The 14,344-nt window shown below is 58.1% G+C and carries 10 protein-coding genes and 3 pseudogenes; 6 read left to right on the forward strand and 7 right to left on the reverse strand.

Annotation, left to right across the window (positions count from 1 at the left end; all coding sequences use genetic code 11):
• The first annotated feature begins 35 nt into the window (after positions 1–35).
• Positions 36–536 (forward strand): DUF2231 domain-containing protein, encoded by a 501-nt coding sequence (locus tag G6N78_RS20505; RefSeq protein ID WP_165223217.1) that lies wholly within the window; start codon positions 36–38, stop codon positions 534–536.
• On the opposite strand, the gene G6N78_RS20510 is transcribed toward G6N78_RS20505, so the two are convergent.
• Entirely contained in the window at positions 514–1,188 is a 675-nt protein-coding gene (locus G6N78_RS20510; RefSeq protein WP_441398024.1) for a CopD family protein, read from the reverse strand. The two genes, G6N78_RS20505 and G6N78_RS20510, sit on opposite strands and share 23 nt — an antisense overlap.
• A 448-nt stretch (positions 1,189–1,636) precedes the next feature.
• Between G6N78_RS20510 and G6N78_RS20515 the strand changes: the two genes are divergently transcribed.
• The gene (locus tag G6N78_RS20515) at positions 1,637–2,674 is read left to right on the forward strand and encodes an IS110 family RNA-guided transposase (RefSeq protein WP_165223220.1); all 1,038 of its coding nucleotides are present in this window, start codon (positions 1,637–1,639) and stop codon (positions 2,672–2,674) included.
• 265 nt (positions 2,675–2,939) lie between these two features.
• Here G6N78_RS20515 and G6N78_RS20520 read toward each other — a convergent pair.
• Both G6N78_RS20520 and G6N78_RS20525 read right to left on the reverse strand, forming a co-directional pair.
• Positions 2,940–4,043, reverse strand: a pseudogene (locus G6N78_RS20520) (IS256 family transposase); the annotation flags it as partial.
• Positions 4,044–4,266: 223 nt separating this feature from the next.
• Positions 4,267–5,301 (reverse strand): DUF3991 and TOPRIM domain-containing protein, encoded by a 1,035-nt coding sequence (locus G6N78_RS20525; RefSeq protein ID WP_206531679.1) that lies wholly within the window; start codon positions 5,299–5,301, stop codon positions 4,267–4,269.
• Positions 5,302–5,533: 232 nt separating this feature from the next.
• On the opposite strand from G6N78_RS20525, the gene G6N78_RS20530 reads away from it, so the two are divergent.
• From G6N78_RS20530 to G6N78_RS20545, 4 genes are all read left to right on the forward strand, one after another.
• A complete protein-coding gene (locus tag G6N78_RS20530; protein ID WP_165223226.1) occupies positions 5,534–5,680 on the forward strand; it encodes a hypothetical protein in 147 nt (48 codons plus the stop codon).
• A gap of 1,214 nt (positions 5,681–6,894) precedes the next feature.
• Positions 6,895–8,841: a tripartite tricarboxylate transporter permease gene (locus tag G6N78_RS20535; protein WP_165223229.1), complete on the forward strand. Its 1,947-nt coding sequence runs from the start codon at positions 6,895–6,897 to the stop codon at positions 8,839–8,841.
• A gap of 13 nt (positions 8,842–8,854) precedes the next feature.
• A complete protein-coding gene (locus G6N78_RS20540; RefSeq protein ID WP_165223232.1) occupies positions 8,855–9,928 on the forward strand; it encodes a type 2 periplasmic-binding domain-containing protein in 1,074 nt (357 codons plus the stop codon).
• Between the two features lie 55 nt (positions 9,929–9,983).
• The gene (locus G6N78_RS20545) at positions 9,984–10,859 is read left to right on the forward strand and encodes an alpha/beta hydrolase (protein ID WP_165223235.1); all 876 of its coding nucleotides are present in this window, start codon (positions 9,984–9,986) and stop codon (positions 10,857–10,859) included.
• Here the strand turns inward: G6N78_RS20545 and G6N78_RS20550 are convergent.
• From G6N78_RS20550 to G6N78_RS20565, 4 genes and pseudogenes are all read right to left on the reverse strand, one after another.
• Entirely contained in the window at positions 10,838–11,830 is a 993-nt protein-coding gene (locus tag G6N78_RS20550; RefSeq protein WP_165223238.1) for a LysR substrate-binding domain-containing protein, read from the reverse strand. The two genes, G6N78_RS20545 and G6N78_RS20550, sit on opposite strands and share 22 nt — an antisense overlap.
• Before the next feature lie 238 nt (positions 11,831–12,068).
• Positions 12,069–12,788: pseudogene (locus G6N78_RS20555) on the reverse strand (type II toxin-antitoxin system HipA family toxin); the annotation flags it as partial.
• 52 nt (positions 12,789–12,840) lie between these two features.
• Positions 12,841–13,338, reverse strand: a pseudogene (locus G6N78_RS20560) (transposase); the annotation flags it as partial.
• Between the two features lie 12 nt (positions 13,339–13,350).
• Positions 13,351–14,302, reverse strand: a protein-coding gene (locus tag G6N78_RS20565) for an IS630 family transposase (protein WP_165221754.1) whose coding sequence is annotated in 2 segments (ribosomal slippage) — positions 13,351–13,968 and positions 13,970–14,302 — 951 coding nt in all. Because the reading frame shifts where the segments join, the coding sequence is not laid out codon by codon here.
• Positions 14,303–14,344 lie beyond the last annotated feature (42 nt).

Raw genomic sequence — 14,344 nt, forward strand, 5'->3', positions numbered from 1 at the left:
CCATGACGAATTGAGTGGGTAAATGGAGAACCGCTATGCAAGACGACGTCGAGCGAGAAAGCCCTGTCATTACCGAGATCGAGCAAAAGGATGCCAGTTCCGCCGTCGCAGTGGCCGGCCATCCTCTGCATGGCATGACCGTGCACTTCCCGATTGCGCTCGCCTTCGCCACGCTGGCTGTGGACAGTCTCTACTGGTATGGTGGGGACCCTTTCTGGTTGCGCGTCGGCCTCTGGAGTTCCGGCGGCGTCTTCTTCCTGGGGTTCGCGGCAGGGCTCATCGGCACGATCGAATTGATCCTGGTTGCCGGCATTCGCGGACGCGTTGCGAGCTGGGCGCATGCGATTGCCGCTGTCACGCTGATCGCGCTGGCAGGGCTCAATTGGGGCATGCGCGTCACCCATGCTGCGGACGTCCTGCCGCATGGTTTTTTCGTCTCGGTCTTGACCTGCGTGATGACCGGTATGGCCGGCTGGCATGGGGGAAAGCTGATTTTCGATCATGGTGTCGGCCTTATGGTATCGGCCAAGGACTGAGGCGCTGGATCAGACTTCGCAGCCCGCCGGGCTTGAAAAGCCCGTCGGCCACCGCGACGTCGATGTCCGGCTTTGCCAGCACGATGACGAAAATTGTTACCACGATCCCGGACGTCACGATGGTCGCCACTAGAAACCGCCAGACCGGATAGCCCTCGCCCTCACGAAAGATCCGAATAATCACCAGTCCCGTCAGGACGTGCAGGATCACCAGTGACGCAACGAACAACAGCTTGACGGAGAACCAAGGGGCATAAACCTGGCGCAGGAAGATCAGCACGATGCCGCTGAGGACCGCGATGAAGGCGGCAGGCGAAATGACATTCACATACGAAAAACGGACGATCTTCTGCAGGCGGTGGAGGGCATCTCGGTTCGCGACCGTTGAGCGCTGGACATAAAGGCCCGGCAAGCTCACGAGACCGGCAGCCCAGAGGCAGATTGAAGCCACATGGACAAATTTTATCAATGCGACCAAAACCGCTGTCCTCGTGCGCCAAATGACCTGTTCCCGCCCTGGTAGATGGAGCGCGCCGCTGTGGATGGAAGAACACAATTTTGTGACGATGGAACCGAGCGTTCGCCGACCTGGGGCGGAGACCGCTGTTGGACGGATGATCCACGGCTCCGCGAGCGAGGCGAGCTTGCGCATGAGGGCTCGATGCTGGTGACGGACCTGTTTCGATCCACGCCTCCGAGAGGGAGGCGACGCCAGCGACCAGATCATGAAACCGATCACCGCGCAGTTTCGATCCACGCCTCCGCGAGGGAGGCGACTTGGTCGGCATGGCGTTCTTCCTTCATGTCAGAGTGTTTCGATCCACGCCTCCGCGAGGGAGGCGACCGGGCGCTATTGCCAAGATTTCGGGCGGTGGATCGTGTCCCAGGACGTGGTGTAGGTTAGACGACCACGGCTCATCCCAGAGGGCCGGATGAGTGTCAGCTTGCTGCTGGCAAGTTGATGAGCGGATCATCGCTCATCGTGGCGATGGTTTCCAGCGTCATGTAGCGGGACCGTTGGACAGCCCACTTGATGGCATGGACCGCTCCCTTCCCCTCGGCGAATATGGCGGTGTCTTTTAGCCAGAAGGAGCGTTTCCATGCCTGTTGTTACCGTTGGTCTCGACCTTGCAAAAACAATCTTTCAAGCGCACGGCGTTGATGAGGCCGGTCAAACCGTTCTGCGCCGTCGCCTTGGACGAAGTGAGTTGCTTGCATATTTCGCCAAGCTGCCTCCTTGCCTGATCGCGATGGAAGCATGCTCCAGCGCCCATCACTGGGCTCGTGAGCTGGTTATTCTTGGACATGATGTTCGGCTCATTCCGCCGCAATACGTCAAACCCTATGTCAAACGGAATAAGACCGACGCGGCAGACGCAGAGGCGATATGTGAGGCGGCGGGTCGGCCAAGCATGCGCTTTGTTCCAATCAAGACCCGAGATCAGCAGGCAGTGCTCGTTTTGCATCGGTCTCGTTCATTGCTGGTTCGGCAGCGAACAGCATCGATCAACGCTGTGCGGGGATTGGTTGGTGAGTTTGGGCTGATCACATCAAAAGGCCGCTACCGCATGTCAGAGTTGCGGCAGCGCATGAACGCAATGACGCCAGACCACCTACCAGCGATCGCCTGCCAAGCTATCAATACCCTGTTTGATCATATCGATGTACTTGAAGAACAAATTGCTGCTGTCGAACGACAGATTGTCGAGTGGCATAAGAGCAACGAAGACAGCCTTCGTCTGGCGACTGCGCCAGGTGTTGGCCCAATCACGGCGAGCGCTATCGTTGCCGCTGTGGGAGATGGTCGTCAGTTCCAGTCGGCGCGGCATTTTGCGGCCTGGCTTGGATTGACCCCAAGGATGCATGCAAGCGGGAAAAAAGAGCGGATCGGAAGGATCAGTAAAGGAGGCGACCGATATCTGCGGGCGCTTCTAATCCATGGCGCAAGAGCGATTGTCGGAACGCTGTTCCGCAATAACGTGACGCCTCGTCCGTGGCTGGTTGCACTGGCGGCACGCCGACCGACCAACGTCACCGCTGTCGCCGTCGCGCACAAAACGGCACGCGCCTTGTGGGCAATGCTGACGCGTGAAGAAAAGTACCGCAAACCAATTGCGGCGGCACCGTCTGCAGCATAACAGCTTCAGCACTGTTCCTATGATCAGTGCTGGCTTGCGAGGGTAAGCGAATGTGATGGCAAACCGGTATGATCCGGGTTCGGCAAAGGCCCATGAAACGATGCGAGCCATATGAGCTCGTCCATTTGTCTGGCCGCCGATCCGCGAATACCATCAAGGCCAGCGGCCGAGCGGCTCGCATAAACAGGCCGGATACACGACCGCAAGCACCGTCTCTGCCGTGACGTTCAAATTACTCCTTGCAAACCGGGAGCGGTCCATACACGTCGTTTTGTTCGAGGAGCAGCGCCCCCACGAGCCTGACGATGGCGTCATCGTTGGGGAAGATGCCGACAACCTCTGTGCGGCGCTTAATCTCGCCGTTGAGGCGTTCGATCGGATTAGTGCTGTGGAGCTTGGTCCAGTGCTGCTTGGGAAAGGTCATGTATGCGAGCACATCCTGTTCGGCACTATCCATCAGCGTGGCGAGTTTCGGCACCTTCGGCCTGATCTGGTCGGCGACATTACGCCATTGGGTGCTTGCGGCCTCGGGCGTGTCCTGGGCAAACGCCGTGGCGATGAAGGCGGAGACGACGCGCCGTCCGCTCTTCCCTGCATGGGCCAGCGCGTTGCGCATGAAGTGAACCCTGCACCTCTGCCAGGTGGCCGAGAGCACCTTCGACACCGCGGCCTTGATGCCCTCATGTGCATCGGAGACGACGAGCTTGACGCCACGCAGGCCTCGTCTGGTCAGCTTGCGCAGGAATTCGGTCCAGATAGCTTCAGCCTCCGACGTGCCGATTTCCATGCCGAGCACCTCGCGTCGGCCATCGGTGTTCACACCCACGGCGATGATGACCGCAACAGAGACAATACGACCGCCGCGACGAACCTTCAGGTAGGTGGCATCGATCCACAGGTATGGCCACTCGCCTTCGATGGGGCGATCGAGGAAGGCTTTGACCTTGTCATCGATCTCTTCGCAGAGCCGCGATACCTGGCTCTTGGAGATGCCCGACATGCCCATGGCCTTGACGAGATCATCGACGGATCGGGTCGAAACGCCTTGGATATAGGCTTCCTGGATGACCGCCGTCAGGGCCTTCTCCGCCATGCGGCGCGGTTCAAGAAAGCTCGGGAAGTAGCTGCCTGTGCGAAGCTTAGGAATGCGCAGCTCGACGGTGCCCGCGCGTGTCTCCCAGTCTCGGTCGCGGTAGCCGTTGCGCTGGGCAAGTCGGAAGCCGTTCTTCTCGCCATAGCCCGCGCCGGTCTTTGTGCCGACCTCCAGCGCCATCAGCTTCTCGGCAGCAAAGCCGATCATCTCGCGCAGCAAATCGGCGTCGGCGCTCTTCTCAACAAGTGAGCGCAGGTTCATCATGTCGTCGGTCATCGGTGGTGTCCCTCAGGTTGGTCTTGAACAACCCGACCCTACCGGAAATCACCGATGGCTATGAAATCCAGCTACACCACTCCATGGGACACGATCGAAAACATCTGCTGACGGGTAGCACACCCCTCATACACTTTGCGGATTGAGATAGGGGCGGACATTGGTTGTTCCTTGCGATGTTGCGGACCGAAGCGCCGAGATCCTAGCGACCTCGTCTTTTTCTTCAGTCCTTCAAGACACCTTCCGGAACGCCGAATTGCCGGTCGGCCGGGTCAAGGGCCGGCGCAGCCGGGCGAAGCTTCCCTTGACGTGGCGGGCCGGCATGCGGCACGCCTCCTATTCCTCTTCTTCTTTCGCTCTTCTCCTTTTCCCGTTCCTTCAGGACCTCGTTCCAGTCGTCTGCGGGTGGCCGCAAACGAAGCCAGGCACAGCCGACATCCTCGGACAGAGCACGGAGCCGATCCGCAAAGGCATCGCCCTGAGAATTGCCGTCTGTCGCTGCAACCAGCTGAGTGTCCGGCGCCGCGGCAAGGCGCTGCAGCGCTGCCGCAGTCGCCGGCGCCCATCCGCCGCCCGTGCTGAGATAGAGTGTTCCCTCTCGCATCCCCTCGATTGCAACAAGGCTCATGGCATCGATCGCGGCCTCGGTAACACAAAGACGATTGGCCCGGCCGTCACCAAGACGAAACAGGATCTTGCTCCCGCCCGTGGCGAAGCCGCGCCATTCGGGGCCACGCCCTTCCCATCCGCTGATGGCACCGCCGTCGTCGGTATGGGCAGCCCACATGCTGCCATAGGGGCCCTCCCGCAGAAGATTGCGATTGATCGCTGCGCGAATGACGAAGGCGGGGAGGCTGCGATCCCACCGGAGATAACGCCAGGTGGCCGAACTTGGCCATGGCGCTCGACGGTCGGCCCAGTCCTCGGCGATGGATCGGAGGGACTTATGCCCTCCGTCGCCCTGAAGCCACAGTGTGTTCGATAGCTGGAAACCGGACAGATCGGCGATACGGTGGCACCCTTCGAAAAAATCGCACCCCTCAAGCGCGATCATCAGGCCGAAGACGTCACCTTTCCCGTCACTTAGAGGATCAAACCATCCACGCCCGGCATGCGTGACGATGATGATCTCCCCACCTCGGCGATACTTCATCGCACGTTTCGTACTTTCCTTCACATCAAGGGCAAACCCGGCATTTTCCAGCACCGCCTGGCAGCCGACAGTTTCGCGAAGACGTTCGATCTCTTCTCTCTTCATGTTCGTTTCCGGCCGCATGGCGGTTGACCCTTCCTCTCGCTTCCTCCCGCAACATGCGGGACCACTTTCCGAAAGGCGCGAAGAGCAAAGGCTGCAAGGGCGCGCCTGGCAATTGTAAGATCCGACAAATGGGCGATCAGGCGCGGCGGAGCTTCCCTTGCGGCCGCTGGCTCGCAAGCGGCAGCCGGAACGGCAAAAACGGGGCTCAATGAGCCCCCCATGGATGGAATTCATGGATGACCTCGAGGTCGTCGCCTGCGTCGATCTCGTCAGAAGGAAGGACGCCATACTCGCCGTCGACTTCGAAGACGGTGACCGGGACCATCAGGTCGCGGCAAAGCTGGAAGGCGTGGGACTGTGCAAGAGAAAGATCGTGTGACATTTGAGAGGCTCCATCTGGGAGCGGGCCAATTCCCGCTCGATGGCTCCGACGGGGCGCAGGGGCGGGCGCGATCACAGCGCAGGCGAATGCCGAAGCGGCCGCAGCTCGCTAGCGGACCCCTTGCGGGTTGATCGTGGAAGATCCGGACCTGCGCCAGGACGCCATCAGAAGAGAGCGGGATTGGTTTGCTTCAGGACTGGATCGTCCGGGGGCGCTCGTTCTTGTCGCTTCAAGTCCTGTTTCCGAGTTGTCCAAACGTCACGATACCGGGTATACAGTCACACTATGGACCCGGTTTGTGTATAATCGGCTGACGTCGTCCCGACACGAATCCCTCGAGCTCACCAGTCCCAGCGCCTTCGAAACAGCTCTGCGGCAGGTGATGAGCCGTCGCGTTATCCGCTGATCAAAATGGATGTATGGCAATTAAAATTGCGTCTTTCAGCCATTATTGTTGTTATAAAATAATATTTTATCTTGTGCAGGGTAAGCATAATTATGGAACGACAGTGCTGCAGCCGTGCTTTCGGAATACCCGGCGTTTGACGCGCTGCGAGCTATCACGCAGGCGCCGTACTGCGAGCTGCTAATCAAGCCCAGAAATCTGGGTCGCTAAGTAGCTCTGGTGCTGCTCAGCAGCACTCGACTTCCACGGGCGATTCGATCCGCATCAACCGGATAGCGCACAATGTGATGTGAAAAGATGATCAGCCCTCGGTGCGAGCGACGCCTTGTTCGCATGCCATGCCAGAGCGCTGGTCGGAAACAAGAGCCCGTTGAAGCCATTTCCAGTGGAACCGGCGCGCTGGCCTGCGCAATTTGTTGGTGCCGGGGTGAGTTGGCTGGAGACCACCCTGCTTTCACGAGTTTGCAGAACGGTAGGCGACAGTGTGGTAGTCACGGAACTGGATGGACCTGGCAGAGAACTCCGCATGCGAGTCCTACCCATTCTAGATCCGAGACCGAGCGTGGCCTGCCTCTTGATTTTGGCAGACCAGGCGACAGACCGTTCATGGACTGACGAAGGAGTTCCCGCCTCGCCCGCTGGCTATCCTCGTGCGAAGCTGCCTTTGGCAAGACTGCTTGGAGGCTCAACTCGCGCGCGATAGCTTTAGTTTTTCTATAGCTACGGTTAGATCATTTCACTTTTTGTGGATGTAAATTCGCGCCAATGTCGGGTGCGCGCCTGATCGGCGAGCATGGGAGGAAACATGTTAGAAGCTTTTCAAACGCTGGTGGGATCATCCGCGCTTTTATACTTATTGTTCGGCGCATTGCTCGGCCTGTTTGTGGGGATTTTGCCTGCCCTTGGCGGCGCGGCAGGAATGTCGCTACTGATCCCGTTCCTGTACGGCATGGAACCGGCCGCTGCCATGGCCATGGCGATCGGAATGCTGGCGACCGTCAGCACCGGCGACACAATTAGCTCTGTACTCCTGGGTGTCCCAGGTTCGGCCTCCTCGCAAGCAACAGTCCTTGACGGTTTTCCGATGGCGAAGAACGGGCAAGGCGCGCGTGCACTGGCGGCCGGCTTTCTAAGCTCGGTTATCGGCGGCCTGTTTGGTGCCTTTGTCCTGACCTTAACGCTGCAAGGGGCGAAACAGGTCATTCTCTGGTTCGGCATGCCGGAGATACTTATGATGATTCTCTTCGGCGTAGCTAGCGTGGCGGCACTGTCGGGTAAAAGCCTCGCAAAAGGCATTTCGATTTGCGCCTTCGGCATGCTCGCGGCTTCTATTGGGTTCGCGCCTGCAAGCGGCGAACAGCGCCTTGATCTCGGCCTGTTCTATCTGAGTGAAGGGCTACCCCTGCTCGCCTGTGTGATCGGGGTCTTCGTCATCCCGGAAATTGTGGACCTCATTCAGCAAAACCGTTCTATATCCGATCGCCCGAGCCTTGGAAGCGGTATGCGCCAAGGCGTCGTCGATGTTCTTCGCAACAAATGGATCGTATTCCGTTCAGCTATTGTCGGCTGCCTGGTCGGCGCCATGCCCGGAGTGGGTGGCTCCGTAGTGGACTGGATTGTCTATGGCCAAACCGTACGCTCAGCGCGTGACAAGTCGATGTTTGGCAAAGGTGATGTGCGGGGCGTGATCGGGGTTGAAAGCTCGAACAATGCCGTACTGGGGGGTGCATTGGTGCCCACTCTGCTTTTCGGCGTCCCGGGGTCCGGATCGACAGCCCTGCTGCTTTCCGCGCTGATCCTGATCGGCATTCAACCCGGCCCGGGCATGTTGACGCAAGACATCAACTTGACCTACTTGATGATATGGAGCCTCGCGCTCGCGAATATCATAGGTGCCGGTACCTGCTTTCTTTTCGCGCGCCACCTCGCAAAGCTGACGCTCATCCCGTTCGCATGGATCGCGCCATTTCTGATCGTAGCCATCACCTTTGCGACGCTGCAGATCAACCGCGATCCGCGTGACCTGTTTCTTATTCTCGTCTTCGGCGCCATTGGCATTGCTATGCGGCGCTTCGGTTTCTCGCGCCCAGCGTTTCTGATCGGCTTCGTTCTACAGCAAAACCTCGAAAAGTCGCTGTATCAGACAGCGCAATTGTATAGCCTCGGTGAGTTCCTTTTCCGACCGATCGTTCTCGTTTTGCTCGCTGTTATCTTGGCGGTTTTGGCTTCGTCCGTCTGGCAGCAACTTCAGAAGCAGCCCGAAGACCGCGAGGAAATTGAAGCAATAGCGAAAACGAGGCCGGTCCAGTTTATCCTTCCCATACTGCTTTCGGTCTGCTTCGCCAGCGCGCTCGCCATGGTCAATGACCTGCAACCGCTGGGTCGTCTGTTCCCACAGGTTGCGGCGGGCATTGGTCTGGTCTCGGCTCTCATATTGCTCTGGCAGCTCGCGGTAGGGACCCCTTCTGTGCTGGAAGACCAGCGGGTGACAGGTCCGCGCTACTCTATTTCGTTTCTTCATACGATCGCCTGGGTCGTGACCGCCGTGCTGCTGATTGCCTGCTTTGGCTTCTTTGCAGGTGCATCGCTTTTTCTAGGCGCTTTCCTTGCCTTCGAAGCGCGCGCCAAACCGCTGGCGATCGCAGCCGGGGTTGTTGGCATCATGGGCGTCTATCTGTTCCTGACCTTCCAGGCCGGGACATACCTTCCGGATGGCTGGGTTCTGAGCCTAAACCCCTGGGACTATTACTGATGAGGAGGAAACTATGAACTTTAAATCGATAATCACAGCCACAGCTATCGCGGTTTCGTTGGCCCTGCCTGCTGCGGCCCAGGAGCTGGCCATCGGTCGGATCAATGTTACGGTTCCCTTTGGCGAAGGGGGAGGCAGCGATACTCTGGTCCGGGCAGTAGCGCCGTATCTTACGAAAGCATTGGAGAACGAACCAACCGTACTCATCCGTAACGAGCCCGGCGGTGGCGGCATACCTTCAACCAATCGCTTCGCTAGACGCGCGAAGTCCGACGGATCGGACATCCTAGCACTGTCATCTTCGATCTTCCTGGCAAAGACACTTAAATCGCCTCAGATCGATTTCCAGTTCGACGAATTCGTTCCTGTGTTCATCGCGCCAATGGCACCAATCTTCTACGTTTCTCCAACGACCGGTGCCAGAGCAAAGGGCGACGTGGAAGGCATGAGAGGCGCCCAATTGGTGTTCGGCGGAGGGCGTCAAGATTCTGCTGATATAATGACGGTCCTGCAATTTGATCTGCTCGGCTTCGACATTAAATCGGTGTGGGGCTTGGAGCGCGGCGGAGGCCGTATCGGCTTCGAGCGCGGCGAATTCAATGTCGATCATCAGACCACCGCCGCCTATGTGCGAAGCGTGCAGCCGCTCGTAGACGAAGGAAAAGCGATAACCTTCATGACGACTGGAATCATCGATCCGTCCGGCAAAATCGTACGAGATCCAAACTTCCCCGACGTCCCGACCTTCCTTGAACTCTACCAGAAGGTCCATGACAAGCCGCTCTCGGGTCCTGCATACGAAGCCTATCTCGGTTTGATGGGCGCGACGATAACGACGGGCAAATCTATAGTACTCCCGTCTTCCGCCACTCGAGAGGTAGTCAAGGCGTATAGCGAGGCCTTTTCTCAGGTTGCAGGAGATCCGGCTTTCCGCGATGCGACAAAGGAATCTTTGGGCGGCTACCAGCTCTATACCGGCAAAGATGCACAGGCGCTCTGGGGCACGGTCACTGATCTCTCGCCGGACGCTTATGCTTGGCTCGCCAACTGGTACGAAACAAAGGTCGGCTTCAAGTTGCCCCGTTGATCAAACTAGGGTCCGGGCAGCGTCCGGGCCCACTTCAGAGAAAGCAGACGAACTCATGATGCAACCCTCCTTAAAACCGCAGCACAAAGGCACTGATATCCCGTTGCCGGCGGTCCCACCAGGCGTATGTGTAATCCGCGACGTGAGTTTTGGTCCGCACGAGCGTCAATCCTACGACGTTTATCTGCCGGAGAATGCACCACGGCCAATGCCGGTCGTGGTGTTTTTGCACCCAGGGGCGTGGTCCCGGCGAGACAGGCGGGCAGTTCGGACAATGTTCGTCTTAGAACATGGTTTCGCGCTCGTAAGCATCGGTTATCGCCTTGCGCAACATGCCCGTTTTCCCGCCCAGATTAACGACGTGAATGATGGTTTGCGTCATTTGATTGCTCATGCCGATCGCTATGGGATCGACTGCGATCGCCTTGTTATGGCCGGCACATCTGCAGGGGCGCATCTTGCAGCGCTTGCGGTTCTCGCTCGTGAAAACGAGCCGTTTCGGCCCGTCAGTCATTTTGCGCCTCGTGGGGTGGTTGCGGTCTACGGAGCCTATGACATGGCAAGACTTCTGCGCGACGAATGCAAGGTCGATATCGACCAGACGAGTCCAGAAAGCCCGCTCGGGCTAATGTTCGGAGAGGCTCCAGCCGGACGCCCCGACCTGCTGCGCGAAATCAGCCCGCGTACTTTCGTGGCATCGGAGGCTCCGCCGTTCTTGATCATGCATGGTCACGAGGACCGTGTCCTGCCTTGGACCCAAAGTGCAGAGATGGCGACAGCGCTCATAGAACAAGGTGTTGACGTCACATTGCGGGTCATACCGAAGGTCGGGCATGGCGCGGAGGCGTTTCGGACGCCCCCTGTATCGGATCAGATCGTCGCATTCATGCAGAATGTCACAGCTACGCCTCAGCTCGTTTCAGCTAGGTAGGACTCCGTTCTCTCACGCAGCAGAGCTGCCTCGGACAATAACCAAGTCCGAAACGCCATGGGGGCTCCGCGGTGCGCACGCGACGTCGGTAGAACTATTGAGATTGGTTCGTTCGCCTCGATAACTTCCGGAAAGGGACGAACGAGCCGGCCCGCAAGCAAATCGTTTAGCACCAGTTCGACCTGGGCAATTGCCAAGCCGTTGCCAGCCATGGCTGCCTCGTAGACGAGTGTCGAATTCGAAAAGACAAGCAATGGTGTTTGGTCATTCGCCGCCCGATCAGCTCTGTCAAGCCATCGAGGCCAGTCAGCCATACGGTTGCGGGAGGCAATCAGCGGAACTCGCGCCAAATCGAGTGTCGGCCCCAGCTGAACAGCCACGGACGGGGTACAGACTGGACAAAGATGAGGGGTGAAAAGTGGGATCAACTTGTGCCCTGCAGATTCGACAGTCCGCACAGTTAGCGCCATATCGAGGTCAGGCCTATCAGTGTCCACTGTATCGATTCCGGTCTCGAACTCCACAGCGATTCCAGGATGCTGCTGATAAAATGCGTCCAGCCGCGGTATCAGCCAACGATTTGCCCAAGTCTGGAACACTCTAAACTTTATTGCCTTTAGCTCTCTGCCGACGACCTGTTCCAAGGCGACTTCAATTCCACGAAATGCATCGCCGAGCGATTGTGCGATTTGTATCGCCGCTTCCGTCGGCTCTGATCGATTTCCGTGGCGCCGGAAAAGGGGAACTCCCAGATTTTCTTCGAGGCGGCGGATCTGCTGACTGACTGCCCCCGGCGTCACGTTCAGCTCCCGTGCTGCCGCTTCAAATGTCTTGAGGCGGACAATCGCCTCAAGATGACGCAGTGCCTGGAGGTGCAATCGAGACAGGATGCTTGTTTCATGTGCCATAGGTTTGCCGAAAGAACTCAACACAGATTGCGCAGTAGCGATAGCGTAACGTACTAAACCCATATCTGAGAGGATTTCTGGTTTGAATAGCAGAGACGCCGTCGACTCCAACTAATAATGTTCAGATCACCTCTTGCCAGCAGCTTTCGCTCCCAGTGCTGGCTTTCGGGTTGCCGGATTGGCTACCCTGAAGAGGGTCGCGGTATGAATTGTTCAGCGCCTTGAGCGGATATGAACCGGCGACCCGATCGGTACTGGTGGGCCACGAAACTGCTAACGCGTTACGGAAAAACACCAATTGCTAATCAGCGCACGTGCCGAGGATCGGCGACATCAGCTTGATGTGGGCATCAACCCGTTCCAACACTCTATCGGGTAGAACAGCTCGTTCAGGCAGAGACCACCAAGACTGATTGACGCGCTCGACCGTCTCCGTAACAGCCTTCAGCACAGCAGCTTCCGGCAGCCGCGCACGATGAGCGAAGACTTTCCATCGCTGGGCGTTCATTGCCTTGAACGGCCTTTCACCGGCCAGCGACAGTGCCATGGCGTCCGACGGAATGTAAGGGACAGTCGAGAGCACATCATAGACTGGGGCGAGTGCCGGCTTGTCGCCCTTCCCATGATAAATCAGCGACCAATTCTTAAGGTGCATGTCGCCATTTCCTGTCAGGACAGCCAAAGCCAGTCGTCGGACGAACTCGAGGGCTGCCGCTGAAGAAACGGCGACCCCAATAGCCACAGCGATGTCATGATAGGCGGCCCCCTCATATTTTCGAGACGGATAGACGCCGAATACCTGAGCGAAATCTTCGATATGGACGCGCTCACCACCGGCAAAGCGATCGAAACGTTTGACGAGGAGGACTTTGCCGTCGGACAATGTCTTAAACTCCTCCGGGATACCCTCGAACTGCGATTGTTCCACGAGCTCGCGTTCCGGCACGTCCATACCAATCGCTTCGGCCAATGCGAGATTTGCAAATTCGTTTTCCGAGACACCGGGAAATGATGTCGATGGGCTTTGGTGCGTGGGTCGTTGAAAGAACGGAACTCCGTCTTTGATGCTGCTTCTATGGGTTAGCTTTTGTGCAGCGGACGGATTTCGGGCGTGCGCAGGCCAGCATGCGATTGAGGACAGCGCAGCCGATGGCGACTTCCGTCTGCTGGGTCGCGAATGAGCGCGCCCGCAGCCGCCGTCCGATGATTGATTTGTAACGGCCGATCGCCGTCTCGACCAAAGATCTTTTCCCGTAGCCGGTCGCGGCCTGCCACTTCATCCGGCCGTCGGCGTTGATCGCGGCTATATGACGGGCTCGTTGACTGGAGGGATCAGCGTCAGGTTGCTTCACAGCATTGGCGCGTGGCGGAATGATCACCGCCGCGTCAGGACTGTGATTGGTAAGGGCGCCATAGGTCGGATCGCCATCATAGGCGCCATCCGCGGTGAACTGGCCAATCGGCGTGTCGATCATCTGATCGAGCAGCGGCCCAACCTGTGAAGTGTCGCCGGCCTCCTGATCGGTCATGACGTGTGCGATGATGTCGCCGCTGTCGGCATCCAGCGCTAAAGCGTGTCGCATTTATTCTGCCTCATATCCTGCTGCGCGGAAAAAGTTTCTGCATTCAGTGACGGAGAAGAGGCTGATGATGTCGCCGAGGGCTTGGGCAATCGCATCGAAGCTTCTGGCGGCTCGCTTTCGTAAGAGCGCCTTGAGCTTTGAGAACGCCATTTCGATGGGGTTCAGGTCCGGTGAATAGGGCGGCAGGAAGAGCAGCCAGGCGCCCTTCGCCTTGACCAGCTGCTCGGCTTTCTCGCTTTTGTGGAAGCCGACATTGTCGAGGATGACAACATCGCCGGGCGACAGTGTCGGCGCAAGCTGTGTTTCGATCCATGTTTCGAAGATGCGGCCGTTCATGGGCCCCTCGACGATCCACGGCGCGGTCAGGCCATGGCAGCGCAGTCCGGCGATGAATGTCTGCGTCTTCCAGTGGCCGAAGGGAGCGTAAGCCGCAAAGCGGCTGCCTTTGGCACACCATCCGGTGCGCTTTGTCAGACGGGTATTCGTGGACGTCTCATCGATAAAGATGAGACGGGACAACGCCTTGTTGAAGAACCGCTTTCGGCGGTTGATCCAAAGGTCACGCGCCTTGGCGATCTCCGGTCTGCGCTGCTCGCTTGCCTTGAGGCTTTTTTTTATTGCTGAGCCCAAGCTGGTGTAGAAACCGCCCGACGGTGGCGCGGTGGACGTCGATGCCGCGCTCGGCCAGTTCGAGACACAGTTCGTCCAGGGTCACTTCGCCATGCAGAGCAACGCGTTCTCTGATCCATTCCCCATGAGGCGAAAGTTTACTGCCAGGCGGATGGCCCTGTCTGGCGGGGCGAAGAGAACCAGAGGAACGATGCAGGATCATCATGTTGTTGACGAACCGGGGCGAAACCCGGAAATGCCGGGCGGCTTCCCGATTGCTATTGCCTTCGTTCACAAACGCAACGACACGCTCACGCAACTCTATCGGATGCGGCTTACCCATGGCGCTTCTCCTTCCATGGGCAAATGAATCATAAATCCAAAC

Origin of the sequence: Allorhizobium pseudoryzae (assembly GCF_011046245.1) — a bacterium.
GTDB lineage: Bacteria > Pseudomonadota > Alphaproteobacteria > Rhizobiales > Rhizobiaceae > Neorhizobium > Neorhizobium pseudoryzae.

Bases quoted from the DNA above. Each gene is read 5' to 3' on its own strand.
- G6N78_RS20530 (WP_165223226.1), top strand. From the start codon at position 5,534: ATGGATGACCTCGAGGTCGTCGCCTGCGTCGATCTCGTCAGAAGGAAG.
- G6N78_RS20550 (WP_165223238.1), bottom strand. From the start codon at position 11,830: ATGGGTTTAGTACGTTACGCTATCGCTACTGCGCAATCTGTGTTGAGT.
- G6N78_RS20535 (WP_165223229.1), top strand. From the start codon at position 6,895: ATGTTAGAAGCTTTTCAAACGCTGGTGGGATCATCCGCGCTTTTATAC.
- G6N78_RS20525 (WP_206531679.1), bottom strand. From the start codon at position 5,301: ATGAAGAGAGAAGAGATCGAACGTCTTCGCGAAACTGTCGGCTGCCAG.
- G6N78_RS20515 (WP_165223220.1), top strand. From the start codon at position 1,637: ATGCCTGTTGTTACCGTTGGTCTCGACCTTGCAAAAACAATCTTTCAA.
- G6N78_RS20545 (WP_165223235.1), top strand. From the start codon at position 9,984: ATGATGCAACCCTCCTTAAAACCGCAGCACAAAGGCACTGATATCCCG.
- G6N78_RS20510 (WP_441398024.1), bottom strand. From the start codon at position 1,188: ATGCGCAAGCTCGCCTCGCTCGCGGAGCCGTGGATCATCCGTCCAACA.
- G6N78_RS20540 (WP_165223232.1), top strand. From the start codon at position 8,855: ATGAACTTTAAATCGATAATCACAGCCACAGCTATCGCGGTTTCGTTG.
- G6N78_RS20505 (WP_165223217.1), top strand. From the start codon at position 36: ATGCAAGACGACGTCGAGCGAGAAAGCCCTGTCATTACCGAGATCGAG.